This is a genomic window from Jatrophihabitans sp. (assembly GCF_036388195.1).
In the GTDB taxonomy this organism is placed as follows: domain Bacteria; phylum Actinomycetota; class Actinomycetes; order Mycobacteriales; family Jatrophihabitantaceae; genus Jatrophihabitans_A.
The window spans coordinates 1-16,320 of sequence record NZ_DASVSG010000137.1 but is presented as its reverse complement, the minus strand read 5'-3'; the positions used below and the strand labels follow the sequence as shown (position 1 = coordinate 16,320).

The window sequence follows — 16,320 nt, the reverse complement described above, 5'->3', positions numbered from 1 at the left end:
GTGCCCGCATCTGACCCACCGGCCGTGAGCCCGGACGGAACCGGACCCACCGAGGCCGGCGTCACCGAGCTGGCCGCCCTGGTCGAGGCGCCCGAACCGGGCGAGCAGCCGTCCCGCAGGCTGATCCGGCGCGGTCCGCTGCGCGGCCTGCCGGTCGAGGTCGCGGTGCTGTCGGCGGTCGCGTTCTTCGTCGCCGCCGGGTTCGGCATCGTCGCGCCGGCGATCCCGGTCTTCGCCCGCAGCTTCGGGGTGTCCTATTCAGCGGCGGGAGCGGTGATCAGCGCCTTCGCCCTGATGCGGCTGATCTCGGCGCTGGGCTGCGGCCGGCTGGTGAACCATTTCGGCGAGCGCCTGATCCTCGGCGCCGGCATCACCATCGTCGCCGTGAGCAGCGCGCTGGCCGGGCTATCGGCCAACTACGGCCAGCTGCTGACCTTGCGCGGCGTCGGCGGGATCGGCTCGGCGATGTTCTCGGTGTCGGCGAGCTCGCTGCTGCTCAGCGTCACCTCCTCCGGGCAGCGGGGCCGGGCGATGGGCGCCTTCACCGGCGGCTTCCTGCTCGGCGGCATCGCCGGCCCCGGGCTGGGCGGCGTGGTGACGGGCTGGTCGCTGCGAGCCCCGTTCTTCCTCTATGCCGGCACCCTGGCCGCGGCCGGCGGAGTGGGATTGCTGCTGCTGCCCCGCCGCCTGAACAAGCACGGGCAGCCGGCGACGCGCTCGGAGCTGCCGCTGCTCACCGTCCGGGAGGCCTTCCGGCTGCCCGCGTTCCGGGCCGCGGCCGGGGTGAACCTGGCGGAGAACTGGGCCGCGATCGGCGTCCGGGCGGCGTTGGTGCCGCTGCTGGTGGTCGAGGTGCTGCACCGCTCCCCGGTGTGGACCGGGATCGGACTGACCGTGTTCACGGCCGCGAACATCCTCACGCTCACCCTGGGCAGCCGGCTCGCCGACCGTCGGGGCCGCCGGCCGCTGATGCTGAGCGGCTGCCTGGTCAGCGCCACCGGAACGTTCTTGCTGGTGCTGCCCCATACGCTGCCGCTGTTCCTGGTGGCGATGGCGGTGTTCGGCCTGGGCAGCGGACTGCTCAGCGTGGCGCCCGGCGCGATGCTCGGCGACGTGGCAGGCGGCCGCGGCGGCACGGCGGTGGCGGCCTACCAGATGGCCGGTGACCTTGGCAGCCTCACCGGGCCGGTGCTGGCCGGGGCGCTGGCCGACAGCGCCGGTTTTTCGACCGCCTTCGCCCTGTCCACGGCGGTGCTGCTCGCCGCCGCCATGATCGCGTTCCGGGCGCCGGAGACCTTGCGCCGAACCTGATCGCCTTCACTCACGCTCCAAGGGTGTCGTTCCGCGCGGGGATGGACGTCCTGGATACAAGACGAACCCAGAACCACCCGCGACTGTGCGTCGATGCGTCGCGGCTTGCGGACCCCGGTGAACGCTGCTATCGTACAACCAAATGGTTGTACTTCCTGCACTGAGCGACGCCGAGACCGACCGACTGTTTCGGGCGCTCGCCGATGCCACCCGACGCGACATCGTGCGCCGCACGTTGATCGCCGAGGCGACAGTGTCTGAACTCGCCGACCACTACGCGATGAGTTGGGCCGCGGTGCAGAAGCACGTCGCGGTATTGGAAGGGGCGCAGCTGGTGAGCAAGCACGCACGCGGCCGCGAGCGCATCGTCCGCGGCAACCCGGCTCAGATCCAGCGCGCCCAAGCGCTGCTCGACTCCTATGAACAGCTCTGGCGGGCGCGCGTCGACCGCCTCGACGCACTCCTCACCGACGACGCCTGAAAGACAATGCCTGAAAGGACCTGCCATGCCCATCACCTCCGTCACCAAGGACCCCGAGAACCTGACCATGACCGTGGTCGCCGACTTTCCGGTGCCGCTGCGCCGACTCTGGGACGCCTACGTCGACCCGCGCCAGCTGGAGAAGTTCTGGGGCCCGCCGCAGTTCCCAGCGACCTTCACCCGGCACGACGTCTTTCCTGGCGGCGTGAGCACGTACGTCATGACCGGGCCGGACGGGTCGACCCACGGCGGCTACTGGGAGTGGTCCGAGGTCAAGGAGCCCGAGGGCGATGTGGCGTCGTTCGAGGTCCGCGACGGCTTCACCCTTCCTGACGGGGCGCCCAATACGGACCTGCCGGCGATTTCCATGAGCTTCTGGTTCGAATCGACGCCGGACGGGTCTCGTGTCACGACCACCAGCCACTTCCCGTCGACCGAGGCCCTCGCCCAGCTGCTCGAGATGGGCATGGAGGAGGGTCTGCGCTCCGCGATGGCGCAGATGGACGACGTGCTCGCCGACCTGCAGTCGTTCGCGGCCGGCCGCGGCACCACGCTCGACGTCCTCAGCGAGACCCAGATCCGCATCAGCCGCATCATCCGTGGCCCGGTCGAGCAGGTCTGGCGGGCCCACACGGAGCCGGAGCTCATGCGCCAATGGCTGCTCGGTCCCGACGGCTGGGTTATGACCAGGTGCGACTGGACGATGACCGTCGGCGAGACATACCGGTTCGGGTGGGCACGCGAGGACGGCACGGACGGCTTCGGGTTCGGCGGTGAACTCCGCGACGCGCAGGCTCCGCACCGGCTCGTCACCACCGAACGCATGTTCGGCGACGACGGCCCCGAGACAGTGCAGGTCATCACGCTGACCCCGCTCGACGAGGGCACGCTGCTCACCCAGGTGCACACCTACCCCCACCGCGAGGCGCGCGATCAGGCGCTCGACTCCGGCATGATCGAGGGCACGGAATCGACCTACGCGCAGATGGAGGCGCTGCTGGCCTGACGAGATCGGGAACACACCATCGGTGCTACCAGTTGCGTGGGTCGTTCGGCGTAGTGGCCCTGCTCGATATCGACGGTTACTCCGCCCACGATTATCTAGCGTGGCCATTGCTCCAGCCGAAGGTGTTCTCGTTTGCGCACCTCTTGGGACAGCTTTCCAACCCAGGCAGCGTCTGACCCTCGCCGCGCGCGAGCTCAACTGGTCCGAGGCATCACCCATTACTTCGTGACTTGCCTGGCGGCGCCTAGGTTCCTGTAGTGATATTCTGCGCGCCGATGCCGAGGCTGCCGTCATGACCGGCGGGCGTGCGAGATGACTTATCTGGAGCGGTAATGCTCAGCCCGCGAACCACCCGGGATTGCGATGGCTCGAATGCGGTCATCGAGCGGCTACATCACATGGGCAACGGCGCTCACGCTGACTTGATCACTGACATCGCGCCGACCTTCGATACCGTGACGCCGTCGTGGTCAGCAGCGCAGGGCATCGAGCCCCCGCCACCGTCGGTGGTCGGCTGCGAAGATGTCGGAAGTGGAGCAGGTCGAGGTTGTTCTCGCCAATAACGATCGCGTGACGTTGTAGGCATAACCGAGGACTGATCGGCACGCCGGTCGGCGTGCTGCAGAAGTAGTTGCCGCACACAGCTCGGTATCGCCGTCCGCGCTAGGCGTTAAGGATTGACCGTTCTGGCTGATGGCCACCGGCGCGCATCTCACGCTTGACCAGTGATGCCCTTCCAGCCTTCCTTTACAGTGAAAGTGAGCGTACTCAGCAGTAATGCGCTTAGCGCCGCAGCGTAAACACCAAGCAAGAATAGGTGGGATGCCGCCTCATCTTCGGCAGTCGTATCTACATACATGCCTTGTGCGTGAATCGTGGAGAGGCTAGTCGTGGTCCACGCTAAGTGCGGCGGCGCGACTATAGTTGGTGAGATGTTCTCCTGCCGGTCAGCAATACCTAAGTCGCCCGCATCGACTGTAATAGACAGGCTGGCAGGTGCGTAGACCGGGTGATCGCTCCCTAGGTCGAGCTTTACCTTCTCTTGGTGCCCAGCGGGTAAGTAGGCGGTGCCAATTTCGGGGAAATCAAATAAGGTTCGCTTGCCGACTTTAAAGGTGATGGCAGACCGTGAGTAAACCATTACTGTCCCGAACATGAAGCCGGCCGAATTTCTGCCCAGAACGCCATGCAGGACCTCCATCGATGGCCGATCACCAGGATCCGCATATGTCGTAGTGGGATCACCTTGGCCCTTGTAACAAGTGTGATCCATGTCGGGAACAACGGAAATCCCCCCAGGCGGGCAGTCGCGAAAGTCTTTAGGCAGCGGGTCGCCGTTCGGGTACACATAGGTAGGTTCAGCGTGCCCTTGCATCGCCAGAGAAAATCCAACCCTTGACAGGGAAGCAGGGCCGGTAACCGAAATAAAATAGTTATAGCTTGGGCTTGATTCAGGATTCTCGATGCGGACTTCGAGGGCAGCTCTGATGCCTGGTTGATCGAAGAATAGTTCCACACTACCTGCTTTGGGCGGTGGCGCAGGAGCCTTGTTCTCGTGACGGAATTCCGTCAGGACGGAAATGGCAAATGTCAAGCAGATGAGGGTTGCAAGGAGACCGGCGAACGCTTTGCCCACGGCTCGGCGGCGGATGCCGGTTGGCCGAGTGCGCTCGGGCTCGTCAACCGAGGGCCCCCGCCCCCTCAATTGCAGGTGCCAAACCGCGATAAGCCACAGAACACCCACCAACCATGCCAGCATCTTCACGAACGCGGGACGATTCATTGAGCCATTCGGCGAGTCTGCCATGATCGGTATGACGAGAACGCTGAGGGGCGCCGGTAAGGTGCCGCGGGTGATCTACAGCTTTATTCCTTTACTTTTCTGCCACGGACTGCAGCCTGCAGACAGCGCCGCTCGGCGTTAACCGCAGGACGGTCCAACGCAACACGGAACCCTCGACGAGCGCGGCATGTGACGGGATATAATCAGATTTGCCCGTCCCATGGCGTCATGCGTCAGCAGCTTCAGTCGGCGGCGCAGTGCGGCAATAAACATTGCACCGCAGGGGGCCAGTTACGGACGACGCTTGCTGCTCTGTAGCGGCAGCTCGGTTCCTTCACGTGTTCATTCCCCTGCTTACTGCGGCCGGGCTAGCGACGCACTGCTCCAGCGGCCTACCGAGTGCAACGAAACAAAGGGCGCTGTCACAATTACACGTTTGTGCACCTGTTGGGACAGCTTTCCAACCCTGACAAGACCTGCCTGTCTTCTGGCCCAGGGGCACCGCAGCGCATAACGCCGATCATGTGCTTGCTTGTATCGACCGTTGACGAGGACTGGGCGTCGTTATGCGTGCCGAGGTCGACAGTGACCCGGGCGCTCGGGTCGACTTCCGAGTGCCGCATAGGTGGTGCCGCGCGGCGCGACGCGGTGTGACGATTCAGGTAATGTGCGCGTTGGGACGTCTTACTCCAACACGCGGTTGGGCGAGTTGGCGAGAGCGAAGCCTGCGAGGTCTGGATAGACGGTCTCGGTTCGGTAGCCGAACCTGCTGTCAAGCTCAGTTGCCACTTGAGACCTCAGCGCCGTTGGGATGTAGAAGACGACGAGCGGAGGTCTGCGGTACTGGCCGCGGTCTCGATTCAGCAGATGATGAACGCTGTCGATCTCGACCTCCTTGGCCTCCAAGCCGAGGTCGATGCTTCCATACTCCATGTCGCTGCGCGGCGCTGTGGTGGCCAGGAACATACCTCGCTGGGCACGCATCCGGTTGTCCAGAAACGGTGCCTCCCAGAGGATTGGGCGAGTGGTCCTGGGGAGCTTCTGCTCCTCGCGCAGTCGCGTGAAAACCGAACCTGACGAACCGTTGTCAGGCAAGGGACCCTTGAATGTGTGCGCGGCCTGCCGTGCCGGGGTAGCGCCAGGCACTCGTATAGCCATCAGGGCGCAAGGCTTCAAGGCCCCAACTGGTTCCGTGGCAAAGAACAATGCGATGAACGGGTCAGGGGTGACGTCAAGAAGTGACGTCGAGGCGCCCGCATGTTGTAGCAACGCGAGCAGCTCCGCGCTGGATAACCCCTGATCGAGCCTGGCGTCTCGTGCGCTTTGGACGAGTCGAGCCTCCGAACGGGCCAGGTTACTTGCAGTAAGATCAACCTTGGACGCCATGAGTCTTCGCGCGAGGGCTGAGTCCAGCCTGTAGGTTGCATCTTTGATCCCGCGCCATACATAGCGGTGTCCGGTGGCTACCGTGATGTTTGCAACGTCGGCGAGCAGCGCAGAAACGCTCGCTGCTCGAACTTGGACGCCCGCGCGCGACCACACCGTTGGACTCGTTCCGGCCATAACGCCGACCGTACCGGGACATGATCTGAAGATCGAGCGCAAAGCAGAGGTTTGTCGCAAGAGTTCGACATGGCGACTGAAGTCCAGATTTAAGCGGATCAGGACCTGCCATCACCCGCAGGGAGTTGAATGTGATCGACAATAATTTGCGTAATGGTTCGACGAAGTTCGTGGTCACCCTCCAAGTTTGCGCAGTCGTCTCAACCGACGGCATTCGGGTGTTGCTTGCCGCGTGGTGAGTGAAGGACATACGGCGATAGTGCGGGATTCCGTGGGGCGCACTGCTTATATTTGGCCGAGCGTCTGTCGTGCTAGAGCCTGGACTTCCCCCGCCAGCGCGGCGGTCGTGTCAACGGCAATCGCGCTACCTCCCCATCTAGAAAGCCGACGAAGTGCAGCCTTGAGACGGGTTGGCGTCGGGTCGCCCTCACGCAGGGTCTCGATGTCGGCCAGGATCTCTTCGCGTTCGTCACCAGTGATGCCGCTGGCTTCGAGCAGTTCCACGGCCTTCATTGCTATCGATGATCGTTGCTCGGTGATCTGCGTTGACTGACTGATGTGGGTGCCAATCGATCCGGCAACGAAGTTGGAGCCGGATACGTCGCCGTGAACCGTCGTGTTGTAGTTGTAGACCTGCTGGTAAGAGAGCGGGAAGGCGTCCGTGCCCCGGTTCTTTTCAGTGACCCACCGTTGTACCTCAGCGCGTCCGTACGCTGTAAGTTTGACCGAGCTTGGGTAAGCCTGCTCGTGGAAGGGATTGAACTCCTTTAACATCCCGTCACCGATTAGGTCTTCTACGAGACGCCTGATCGAGGCGACAGGCAGGGCGGTCTCGCCGATCTGCTGCAGCATCTGATCAACCTTAATGCCGAAGCCGATCTCTTCTTGCTCCTCTGCGTCCCAGACCGCACTCATGAACTTTGCCCGACGGCGTTGATACGCCGCGATGTCATCAGATGTAGGCATGAGCTCCACCCTACGAGGTGGTGTACTCGTAGCGGGTAAAGGCGTGATGACGGCTGAACCCGTAACGACGTGGCAGGCGGTGACGATGAACAATCTGCGTCCGCATGGTCGTCATATTTGTCTTTAGAAGAACGGACCGCTTCTTGTGGCGCCAGCACCACACAAGCCCGCCGTCATAGCTGGTGCAACACCTGGCTCGTCAAAACCTGTACCTCCCCGGTCAGCGCTTTCGAGGCGCCGGCAGCCGCAGCACTCGTTGTCCAAGCGATGACTCGCCGAGCTGCGGCCTTGATGCGTCCCGGTCTAGGGGAGCCGCTAACCGCCTCACCTTCGAGGATCTCAATGTCAGCCTCGATGTCTTCGCGTTCGTCTGCCGTGCCATCCCATTCAGCAAGCAATTCGCGCAACTTGGGGAGAAGTTGGGACAGAGGCTCGCTCACCGCGGTCTGCATATTGATCGCTGTGTCCGTCGAGCCGGTGACGAAAGCCGCTCCAGTCACGTTTCCGTACACATGGGTAGTGTTGTTGACGACTTGACTAGGGACAATCGGCAGGTGAAGCGTAGGAGCGTCCTCAGCGAGCCAAGTCTCGACCTCCATCCGGCCGGCGGGCGTTAGCCTGATTTCTTCGGGGTATACCTCGCCCCAGGATTGACCGACACCCTCGATGAGGTAGTCGTCCTCCAGGTCTTTCACAAGCCGGGTTATGGTGTGCTCATCCAGCTGATCCGCACCGATCTCACGCAGCACGTCATGAACCATCACGCTGGCATCGATGCCAGCGCTTTGGCGCTCACGACCGTCGTACACCGCGTTGATAAACCTGGCTCGCAGCTCTCGACGTGCGCGGACCTCGTTAGGTGTCGGCATGTAGCACAGGTTAGCGGCCTCCGTGACAGTTGCCGTAGCCAAGGGGAGTTGTCGTATTACAACGTTGTGCACTGGGCGGGATTCGAGCTCTAAGTCACTCAGCGAAACCCGGCGATCGAATGCGGCCGGTACCCGCTCTCCAGCCGGTCCACCTCGGCATCGCTGAGCTCGACATCCAGGGCGGCGAAAGCGTCGGACAGGTGCTCCAGCTTGGTGGCGCCGACGATCGGCGCGCTCACCACCGGATGCCGCAGAACCCAGGCCAGCGCGATCTGGGCCCGCGACACCCCGCGCTGCTCGGCGATCTCGGCGACCCGCTCGACGATCAGCCGGTCGTCGTCCAGGTAGAGCGTCTTGCCGAACTCGTCGGTCTCGCTGCGGGCGCTGCTGGCGTTCCAGTCCCGGGTCAGCCGGCCGCGGGCCAGCGGGCTCCACGGGATCGCGCCGACCCCGAGGTCCGCGCACAGCGGCAGCATCTCCCGCTCCTCCTCGCGGTACAGCAGGTTGTAGTGGTTCTGCATGGTCGCGAACCGGGTCCAGCCGTGCCGGTCGGCCAGGTACTGGGCCTTGGCGAACTGCCAGGCATACATCGAGGACGCGCCGAGGTAACGCGCCTTGCCGGCCTTGACCACGTCGTGCAGCGCCGACATGGTCTCTTCGATCGGGGTGTTGTCGTCCCACCGATGGATCTGGTACAGGTCCACGTAGTCCACCCCGAGCCGGCGCAGGCTGGCATCGAGCTCGGCCAGGATCGCCTTGCGCGACAGGCCCGCGCCGTTCGGGCCGGGACGCATCCGGCCGTGCACCTTGGTGGCCAGCACGATCTCGTCCCGGTTGCCGAACTCGCGCAGCGCCTGCCCGACGATCTCCTCGCTGGTGCCGTCGGAATAGACGTTGGCGGTGTCGAAGAAGTTGACCCCCGCCTCGAGGGCATGCCGGATCAGCGGCCGGCTGCGCTCGGCGTCCAGGGTCCACTGGTGGTTGCCGCGCTCGGGAACGCCGAAGCTCATGCATCCCACGCAGATCCGCGAGACGTCCAGACCGGTCGAGCCGAGCTTGGTGTACCGCATGCCCCGACTCTAGGCGCGGATCGCCGGCAGCCGCCGGACGGGCCGCGGCCGTCACAGCTCGCTCACGATCAAGGCGTGCCACTATCTGCGGATGCATGGAGATCTGCTGGACCTGGTGCTGGTGGCGCTGGCGGCGCTGTCGGCGCTGGCCGGCTACCGGCGCGGCCTGATCGCCTCAATCACGTCGTTCGCCGGTTTCGTCGCCGGCGCGGCGATCGGCCTCCAGGTCGCGCCGGCCATCGCCCGGGCGCTGCTCAAGACGCCCAGCGAGGCCGGGACGGCAGACCAGGCGTTCGGCCAGCGGGCGGTCACGCTGATCGCGGTGTTCGCCTTCGCCACCTTCGGCCACCTGATCGGCCAGGCCATCGGCGGACGGCTGCGCGCGAAGATCGCCCGGACCGCGCTCGGGCCGGTGGACGGCGCCGGCGGCGCGGTGGTGTCGGTCGCGACCCTGCTGGCGCTGGCCTGGTTGCTGGCGCTGGCGCTGGCCTATGCCCCGGTGCCCGCGCTGGCCCGCCAGATCCACCGCAGCCTGGTGCTGCACACCATCGACCGGGTGATTCCCGGCGAGGGCCACCGGGTCGCCGCCAGCCTGCTCCGGCAGGTGCAGCGGCACGACCTGCCCGCGGTCTCCGGGCCGTTCGCCACCCTGCTGGCCCCGTCGGTGGCGCCGCCCGACCCGGCCGTGGTGCCCGAGGCGATCCGGGTGGCCGGAGCGTCCATCGTCAAGATCACCGGCACGGCGCCGTCGTGCCGGCGGTCCATCGAAGGCACCGGATTCGTCTTCGCCGCCAACCGGGTGATGACCAACGCCCACGTGCTGGCCGGGGTCACCAACCCGCACGTCACCGCGCCCGGCGGCAGCACGCTGGCGGCCCGGGTGGTGCTCTATGACCCCAACCGCGACATCGCGGTGCTGTCGGTGCCGGGGCTGAACCGGCGGCCGCTGGCCATCGCCGGGACCGCGGCCAGCGGCGCCGCAGCGGTGGTCGCCGGCTACCCGCAGAACGGCCCGTTCACCGCGCTGCCGGCCCGGATCGCCGCCCGCACGAAGGTCACCGGCCCGAACATCTACCAGGACCGCACCGTCACCCGGCAGGTCTACACCGTCCGCGCCCGGGTCCGGCCGGGCAACTCAGGCGGCCCGTTGCTGAGCCCCGCCGGCCAGGTCTACGGGGTGGTCTTCGCCGCCAGCGTGGACCAGTCCGAGGTCGGGTACGTGCTGACCGCCACCGAGGTCGCTCCGGACCTGCAGGCCGGCCGCACCGCGACCGCAGCGGTCAGCACCCAGGGCTGCGACTGAGCAACGACTGAGCGGGGGCTAGCGCGACCGGCTGGCGTAGCGCATGGCGGCCAGGCACCAGGCGTCCTCGATCAGCGCGCCGGGCAGGTCCCGGCCGAACCGCTGGGCCGCCAGCTGCCGCCAGGACACCCCGAGCCGGCTGCCGGCGGTGGCGCCGAGCAACCCGAGCGCGCCGGCCAGCACCGCCCGGCTGCGGCTGCCGCCTTCGCGGCGGGTCAGGACCGCGCCGGTCACGGCGCCGAGGCCCAGCCGCGGCACCAGCCCCGCCGGCTGCAACCGGCTGGGCGTCTGCGGCAGCTTGTCGCCGACGAACTCGCCGACGGCCGCGGTGGCCGCCAGCCTGCGGGCCCACCGGCTGCCCCGCGCGCTGGCGAAAGGCCGGTCGTTGAGGGCGAGGGCGGCCAGGCCGGACGTGCTCCGGCCACCGGTGGCGAGGCCGAACAGCACGGCCCGGGTGAGGACAGACATCCCTGCACCCTAACCGCCGCCCCTGAGCCTCCCCGAGCCGCGAGCCCGCCATCGGTCGCGCCTTCGTCCCTCAGCGGTCGCGATGGCATATCAATACCGGGTGTCGACCACCGAGCGTAGGCATCAGGCCCACCCGGGCGAGCCCCGGCTGCCCGCCGCGGTCGCGGTCCTGGTCGCCATCGCGCTCTACAGCCTGCTGCCCACCCAGCTGCTGATCGAGCCGAGATTCGTGGTGCCGGTGCTCGAGCTGCTGCTGTTCCTCCCGCTGGTCGCCGCCAACCCGCGCCGGATGACCCGCGGCAACCGGGAGCTGCGCCGGCTGGCCATCTCGCTGGTGCTGCTGATCGCCGCGGGCAACGCGGTCGCGCTGGCGCTGCTGATCCGCCAGCTGGTCGGCGGGCACGGCCAGGACGATTCGGCCACCCTGCTGCTGGCGGCCGGCCAGGTGTGGCTCACCAACGTCCTGGTGTTCGCGCTGGCCTACTGGGAGCTCGACCGGGGCGGCCCGGTCAGCCGCACCCAGGTCCCCCGGCCACGGCTGCCGATCGCCGACTTCCGGTTTCCGCAGGACGAGGACCACGACGCCATCCCCGAGGTCGCGAAGCGCTCGTCGGGAAAATCCGGCTGGGCGCCCGGGTTCATCGACTACCTCTACGTCTCGGTGACCAATTCCTCGGCGTTCAGCCCGACCGACACGATGCCGCTGTCACCGCGAGCAAGGCGCTGATGGCGGTGGAATCGGTGTCTGCGCTGGTGCTGTCGGTGCTGGTGATTTCTTACGGGGTAGGCCAGTTGAAGTGAGTCGAAACTGGCACTTGTCCACAAGCGCTGGTCTCGGGTCTGGCGCTGGGCTGTCCGTCGGTTAAGGTGGCCAGGCACCTCGGCAAAGGCAGGTGTGGTGAACCGGTCCGTTCAACCCCGTCTGCCGGTCGCCCGAGATGAACTCTCGAAGACGGGGGCGGGGAACCCACATGCGGCGCGCCTGGCGCGTCTTGGGGTAAAGCCGGGCTCATCCCCGGCCGGACACCGATCGTCCGAATCCGACAGCTAACCCCGCAGGCGGTGGATCGGGAGGATCCATGTCCGCACGTAAGTACGTCGGCTGCCATCGGGCAGCCAAGCCTGCCGCCGCCAGGCCCTCACGGGTCCGCATGGCGCTGGCCGGCTCGGTCACCACGGCCGCGGCGATCTCGCTGACCGCGGTCGGTGGCGTCGCCGACGCCGCGACGGCCCACAACTGGGACGGGGTGGCCCGGTGTGAGTCCAGCGGCAACTGGCACATCAACACCGGCAACGGCTACTACGGTGGCCTGCAGTTCAGCTACAGCACCTGGCTCGCCTACGGCGGCGGCGCGTACGCGCGCCGGGCAGACCTCGCCACCAAGGCGCAGCAGATCGTCATCGCCGAGCGGACCCTGCGCGGCCAGGGAATCGGAGCCTGGCCGACGTGCGGCCGGTACCTGCGCACCTACACCGTCCGGCCGGTGACCCGGACGGCGCCGGTCAAGAAGCCGGTCGTCAAGAGGCCGGCCGTCAAGAAGCCGGCGCCGGTGCGTTCGACCCGCATCTACACGGTCCGCTCCGGCGACACCCTGTACAAGATCGCGGCCAGGTACCGCGTGCCCGGTGGCTGGCCCACGATCGTCCGGATGAACCGCAGCATCCACAACCCCAACCTGATCTACGTGGGACAGCGGCTGTCCATCTGAAAGCTCGGGCTGAGCGGTGTACGCGCCCTGCGGTGACTATCGGTTACCGCGGGGCGCGGCCGGTCTCGGGCAGCACCAGCCCGGCCGGCAGCGGCCGGCTGTGCAGGATTCGCAACCGCTGGGTGGAGCGGGTCATCGCCACGTACAGGTCACTGGCTCCCCGGCTGGAACCGGCCAGGATCGCAGCCGGCTCGACCAGCACCACGACGTCGAACTCCAGTCCCTTGCACTGCGCCGGGGACAGCACCACCAGCCGCTCGCCGGCGGCCGTCACGGCCTGGCTGAGCGCGGCTGCCAGCTCCGGCTGCGCCTGCGCGGCGGCGATCACCGCCAACCGGCCCTCGCCCACGGCGGCAAGCTCCTCCGTCACGACCTTGCCGAGAGCGGCTGCCAGGTCGCCCGCGACCTGTTCGGCGGTGGGCGGCCAGTCGCCCGGGCGCGCCGAGGTCAGCACCGGCGGGGTGATGCCGGACTCGGCCAGCGCCGACGTGGCGACCTGCATGATCCGCCCCGGGGTGCGGTAGTTGACGGTCAGCTCCGCCAGCCGCCAGCGGCCGCCGACGTAGGGATCGAGCATCTGCCCCCAGGAGCGGGCGCCGGCCGGCGACCCGGTCTGGGCGGTGTCGCCGACCACCGTCATCGACCGGGACGGGCAGCGGCGCATCAGCAGCCGCCATTGCATCGCCGACAGCTCCTGAGCCTCGTCGACCACCACGTGCCCGAAGGCCCAGCTCCGGTCACTGGCCGCCTCGTCGACCAGCGCCCGCCGGTCAGGAGTCGCCTCGTACCGCTCGGCCAGCGCGTCCGCGGTCGTCATCCCGGGCGCGTCGGGCTCCATGTCGGCGATCATGTCCAGCACCCGCCCGGCGTACTCGACCTCGTGCGCCCGCTCGGCAGCGGCCACCCGGGCTGCCTCGTCCAGCAGCGCCTCGTCGGCGCCCAGCAGCTCGGCCGCCTCGTCCAGCAGCGCGACGTCGGCCGGCGTCCAGGGCGCGGACCTGGGCCGGTGCAGCGCCTGGCGCTGGGCTGCCGACCAGCGCGGCGTCAGCCGGGCGAGCGCCGCGGCGTCTGCGTACAGGTCGCGCAGCAGCCGCTCCGGGGTCAGCGGCATCCAGCAGAGGTTGATCTCGCGCCGGACGTCGGCGCTGTTGCGCAGGGCGTTGATCAGCTCCGGCCGGGTGTCGGCGTCCAGGTCGGTCTTGAGCGCCTTGGCCAGCCGTCCGGCCAGCCGCTCCAGCAGGTCGCCGGCGAACCGGACCCGGGCCACGTTGTGCGGTTTGCGCGACTGCTGGGCCCGGCTGCGGGCCTGCTCGACGTCCCGGGGGAACAGGGTGATCACGCTGCCCTCGACCGTCAGGCGGACCGGCTCGGCCGGCACCCGTTGCCGGGCCTTCACCGCCGCGGCCAGCAGCCGGGCCATCCGCAGATCGCCCTTGATCAGCGCCGCCTCGGGGCTGTCCACGCCCTGGGCGTCGATGCCGGGGAACAGCTGCCCGGCGGTCGCGAGCACCACGCCGGTCTCCCCCAGGCTGGGCAGCACCTGCTCGATGTAGCGCAGGAACCGGGCGTTCGGGCCGACCACCAGCACCCCGCTGCGGGCCAGCCGGTCGCGGTGGGCGTAGAGCAGGTAGGCCGCCCGGTGCAGCGCCACCACGGTCTTGCCGGTGCCCGGGCCGCCCTGCACCACCAGCACCCCGCCCAGCGGCGCCCGGATGATCTCGTCCTGCTCGGCCTGGATGGTCGCCACGATGTCGCGCATCCGCCCGGTCCGGTGGGCGTTCAGGGCCAGCATCAGGGCGCCGTCGGCCGACACCGTCGCGGTGCTGGCCTCGGAGGCGGTGAACCGGTCGAGGTCCAGCACCTCGTCGGAGATGCCGGTGACCTTGCGTCCGGTGGTGCTCAGGTGCCGCCGGCTGACCACGCCGTCCGGCGCCGCCGGAGTGGCCCGGTAGAACGGCTGCGCGGCCGGCGCCCGCCAGTCCAGCAGCAGCCGGACTCCGTCGCGGTCGGTGATCCCGATCCGTCCCACGTAGCGGTCGGCGCCGTCGGCCATCCTCAGCCGGCCGATGCACAGCCGTTCCTCGACCGCTGCCAGCCGCTGCTGGGTCTGGGCATTGAGCGCCAGGAAGGCGTCGCGCTCGACCCGGGCGGCCGGGGTGCCGGCGGTGCCGGAGCTGCGCAGCTGGGCCAGGGCGCGGGCGGTCTCGGCGCGCAGCTCGTCCAGGCGGGCGTAGCGGATGTCGACGTCGGCCTGTTCCGCGCGCAGCAGGTCGGCCATCGCCGGGTCGGTCACTCAGGCTCCTGGGGCTTGCTGAGTACCCGGTACATCAGCGGTTGACAAAGGCGCGCTCCCCCGCAGCGCCCATCGATCTTGCCCTATCGGCCCGGACGGCGGGATGGGGGCCCCGGACGAGGGGTTCGGCAAGGACGGGACCAGGGGTTCGGGGAAGGACGGCTAGCCGCTGGACACCCGCTGGGGCGCCGGCTTGTCCAGGTCGACCTTGCCGAGCTGGATGACCGACGCGCCGAGCAGCGCCATCAGCACCACCAGGCCGAAGCCGGACCACGGGCCCCGGTGGATGTGCTCGTCATAGACCAGCACGCCGACCACGATGCTCAGCAGCGGGTCGACGGTGGCGATCGCGGGCAGGCTCGCCGTCAGCGGGCCGGCCTGGAAGGCCAGCTGGCTCAGGAACAGCCCGATCGCGCCGACCACCAGGACGGTGTACAGCTGCCAGCTGGTCAGCGCCGCCAGCGGCCCGTGCACCGCCCGGTCGGTCAGGCCCTTGAGCAGCGCCGCGGTCGCGGCGTACACCACCCCGACCGCCACCCCGATCAGCGCGGCGGCGTCGGCGGCGGGACGGCGACGGTGGGCCAGCACCAGGCAGGTCAGCGCCAGCCCCACCCCGGCGACGGCGGCCACCACGGCCGGCAGCCGGTCCGGGCCGTCGCCGGCGCCGGGGTTCGAGCCCACCAGGGACAGGAAGCCGATCAGGCACCCGGTCAGCACCAGCGCCCACCGGACCTCCGCGCCGGTCACCGGACGGCCCTGCCGGCGGCGCAGCAGCAGCGAGAACAGCAGGCCGCTGATCAGCAGCGGCTGCACCACCGCCAGCGCGCCCAGGTGCAGGGCGATCACCTGCAGGCTCAGCCCGATGGCGTCGGTGACGATGCCGGCCAGCCACAGCCGGTGGCTGAGGGTGGCCGTCACGAACCGGGCCACCGCGTCGGGATGCAGCCGGCTGACGTGGGGCACCTGGGCGGCGCTGGAATGCTTGAGGTTGGTGGAGATCGCGAAGGCGAATGCTGACCCCAGGCTCAGGACGACGACGAGCCAGTGCACGGACATGCCCCGCTCCGTCCCGCTTCGCCCAGCGGCTCCCTCACGACCCCGTTCCGGTCGGCCAGCGAAGGGTAACCCGAGCCCCGGACGAGTCCTCGAGATTGGCCGCCGTGGCGGTGCCCGAATGCGCCCGCATCACGCTGCGCACGATCGCCAGGCCGAGCCCGGTGCTGGCCTGCTCGGCGCCCTCCTGCTCGATCCGGGTGCGGGCCGGGTCGTGCCGGCGGAACCGTTCGAAGGCGACCGGCAGGAAGTCCGGCGGAAAGCCTGGCCCCTGGTCGGTCACGGTCAGCTCCGCGTGGCCGTCGACCACTCCCGCCGCGATGCGGATCTGGCCGCCGTCCGGTGAGAACCGCAGCGCGTTGACCAGGACGTTGTCCAGCGCCCGCCGGATCCGGTCCGGGTCGCCGCTGACCGGGGCCGGCCGGGCCGGCGCGTCGACGGTGAT

15 protein-coding genes and 1 riboswitch are annotated in these 16,320 nt (G+C 68.3%); of the genes, 6 read left to right on the top strand and 9 right to left on the bottom strand.

Annotated features, from left to right (window positions below):
- From VF612_RS14280 to VF612_RS14270, 3 genes are all read left to right on the top strand, one after another.
- Complete coding sequence (locus tag VF612_RS14280; RefSeq protein WP_408660521.1) at positions 1-1,311, top strand: MFS transporter; 1,311 nt, start codon at positions 1-3, stop codon at positions 1,309-1,311.
- A gap of 142 nt (positions 1,312-1,453) precedes the next feature.
- A complete protein-coding gene (locus VF612_RS14275; RefSeq protein WP_408660520.1) occupies positions 1,454-1,792 on the top strand; it encodes an ArsR/SmtB family transcription factor in 339 nt (112 codons plus the stop codon).
- Positions 1,793-1,817: 25 nt separating this feature from the next.
- The gene (locus VF612_RS14270) at positions 1,818-2,798 is read left to right on the top strand and encodes an SRPBCC family protein (RefSeq protein WP_408660519.1); all 981 of its coding nucleotides are present in this window, start codon (positions 1,818-1,820) and stop codon (positions 2,796-2,798) included.
- 712 nt (positions 2,799-3,510) lie between these two features.
- Here the strand turns inward: VF612_RS14270 and VF612_RS14265 are convergent.
- From VF612_RS14265 to VF612_RS14245, 5 genes are all read right to left on the bottom strand, one after another.
- Positions 3,511-4,605, bottom strand: a complete 1,095-nt coding sequence (locus VF612_RS14265) for a hypothetical protein (RefSeq protein ID WP_408660518.1) — start codon at positions 4,603-4,605, stop codon at positions 3,511-3,513.
- A gap of 660 nt (positions 4,606-5,265) precedes the next feature.
- Positions 5,266-6,123, bottom strand: coding sequence for an FRG domain-containing protein (locus VF612_RS14260; RefSeq protein WP_408660517.1), 858 nt, complete (start codon positions 6,121-6,123; stop codon positions 5,266-5,268).
- Positions 6,124-6,429: 306 nt separating this feature from the next.
- Positions 6,430-7,110, bottom strand: a complete 681-nt coding sequence (locus VF612_RS14255; RefSeq protein ID WP_408660516.1) for a hypothetical protein — start codon at positions 7,108-7,110, stop codon at positions 6,430-6,432.
- A gap of 173 nt (positions 7,111-7,283) precedes the next feature.
- Positions 7,284-7,979, bottom strand: a complete 696-nt coding sequence (locus VF612_RS14250) for a hypothetical protein (RefSeq protein WP_408660515.1) — start codon at positions 7,977-7,979, stop codon at positions 7,284-7,286.
- Positions 7,980-8,077: 98 nt separating this feature from the next.
- The gene (locus tag VF612_RS14245; protein ID WP_408660514.1) at positions 8,078-9,049 is read right to left on the bottom strand and encodes an aldo/keto reductase; all 972 of its coding nucleotides are present in this window, start codon (positions 9,047-9,049) and stop codon (positions 8,078-8,080) included.
- Between the two features lie 91 nt (positions 9,050-9,140).
- Here VF612_RS14245 and VF612_RS14240 point away from each other — a divergent pair, with 91 nt between their 5' ends.
- Positions 9,141-10,352 carry a MarP family serine protease gene (locus VF612_RS14240; protein ID WP_408660513.1) on the top strand — a complete coding sequence of 404 codons (1,212 nt, stop codon included), beginning with the start codon at positions 9,141-9,143 and terminating at the stop codon, positions 10,350-10,352.
- Between the two features lie 18 nt (positions 10,353-10,370).
- Here VF612_RS14240 and VF612_RS14235 read toward each other — a convergent pair whose 3' ends face one another.
- On the bottom strand, positions 10,371-10,820 hold the full coding sequence (locus VF612_RS14235) for a DUF4126 domain-containing protein (protein ID WP_408660512.1): 450 nt from the start codon (positions 10,818-10,820) through the stop codon (positions 10,371-10,373).
- Between the two features lie 100 nt (positions 10,821-10,920).
- On the opposite strand from VF612_RS14235, the gene VF612_RS14230 reads away from it, so the two are divergent.
- Positions 10,921-11,547 (top strand): hypothetical protein, encoded by a 627-nt coding sequence (locus tag VF612_RS14230; RefSeq protein ID WP_408660511.1) that lies wholly within the window; start codon positions 10,921-10,923, stop codon positions 11,545-11,547.
- A gap of 193 nt (positions 11,548-11,740) precedes the next feature.
- Positions 11,741-11,897: riboswitch (cyclic di-AMP (ydaO/yuaA leader) on the top strand.
- 2 nt (positions 11,898-11,899) lie between these two features.
- Entirely contained in the window at positions 11,900-12,529 is a 630-nt protein-coding gene (locus tag VF612_RS14225) for a transglycosylase family protein (RefSeq protein WP_408660510.1), read from the top strand.
- 43 nt (positions 12,530-12,572) lie between these two features.
- On the opposite strand, the gene VF612_RS14220 is transcribed toward VF612_RS14225, so the two are convergent.
- From VF612_RS14220 to VF612_RS14210, 3 genes are all read right to left on the bottom strand, one after another.
- Positions 12,573-14,822 (bottom strand): HelD family protein, encoded by a 2,250-nt coding sequence (locus VF612_RS14220; protein WP_408660509.1) that lies wholly within the window; start codon positions 14,820-14,822, stop codon positions 12,573-12,575.
- A 162-nt stretch (positions 14,823-14,984) separates the two neighbouring features.
- Positions 14,985-15,878 carry a DMT family transporter gene (locus tag VF612_RS14215; RefSeq protein ID WP_408660508.1) on the bottom strand — a complete coding sequence of 298 codons (894 nt, stop codon included), beginning with the start codon at positions 15,876-15,878 and terminating at the stop codon, positions 14,985-14,987.
- A 34-nt stretch (positions 15,879-15,912) separates the two neighbouring features.
- The coding region (locus tag VF612_RS14210) for a sensor histidine kinase (RefSeq protein ID WP_408660507.1) at positions 15,913-16,320 on the bottom strand (408 nt) is incomplete at its 5' end.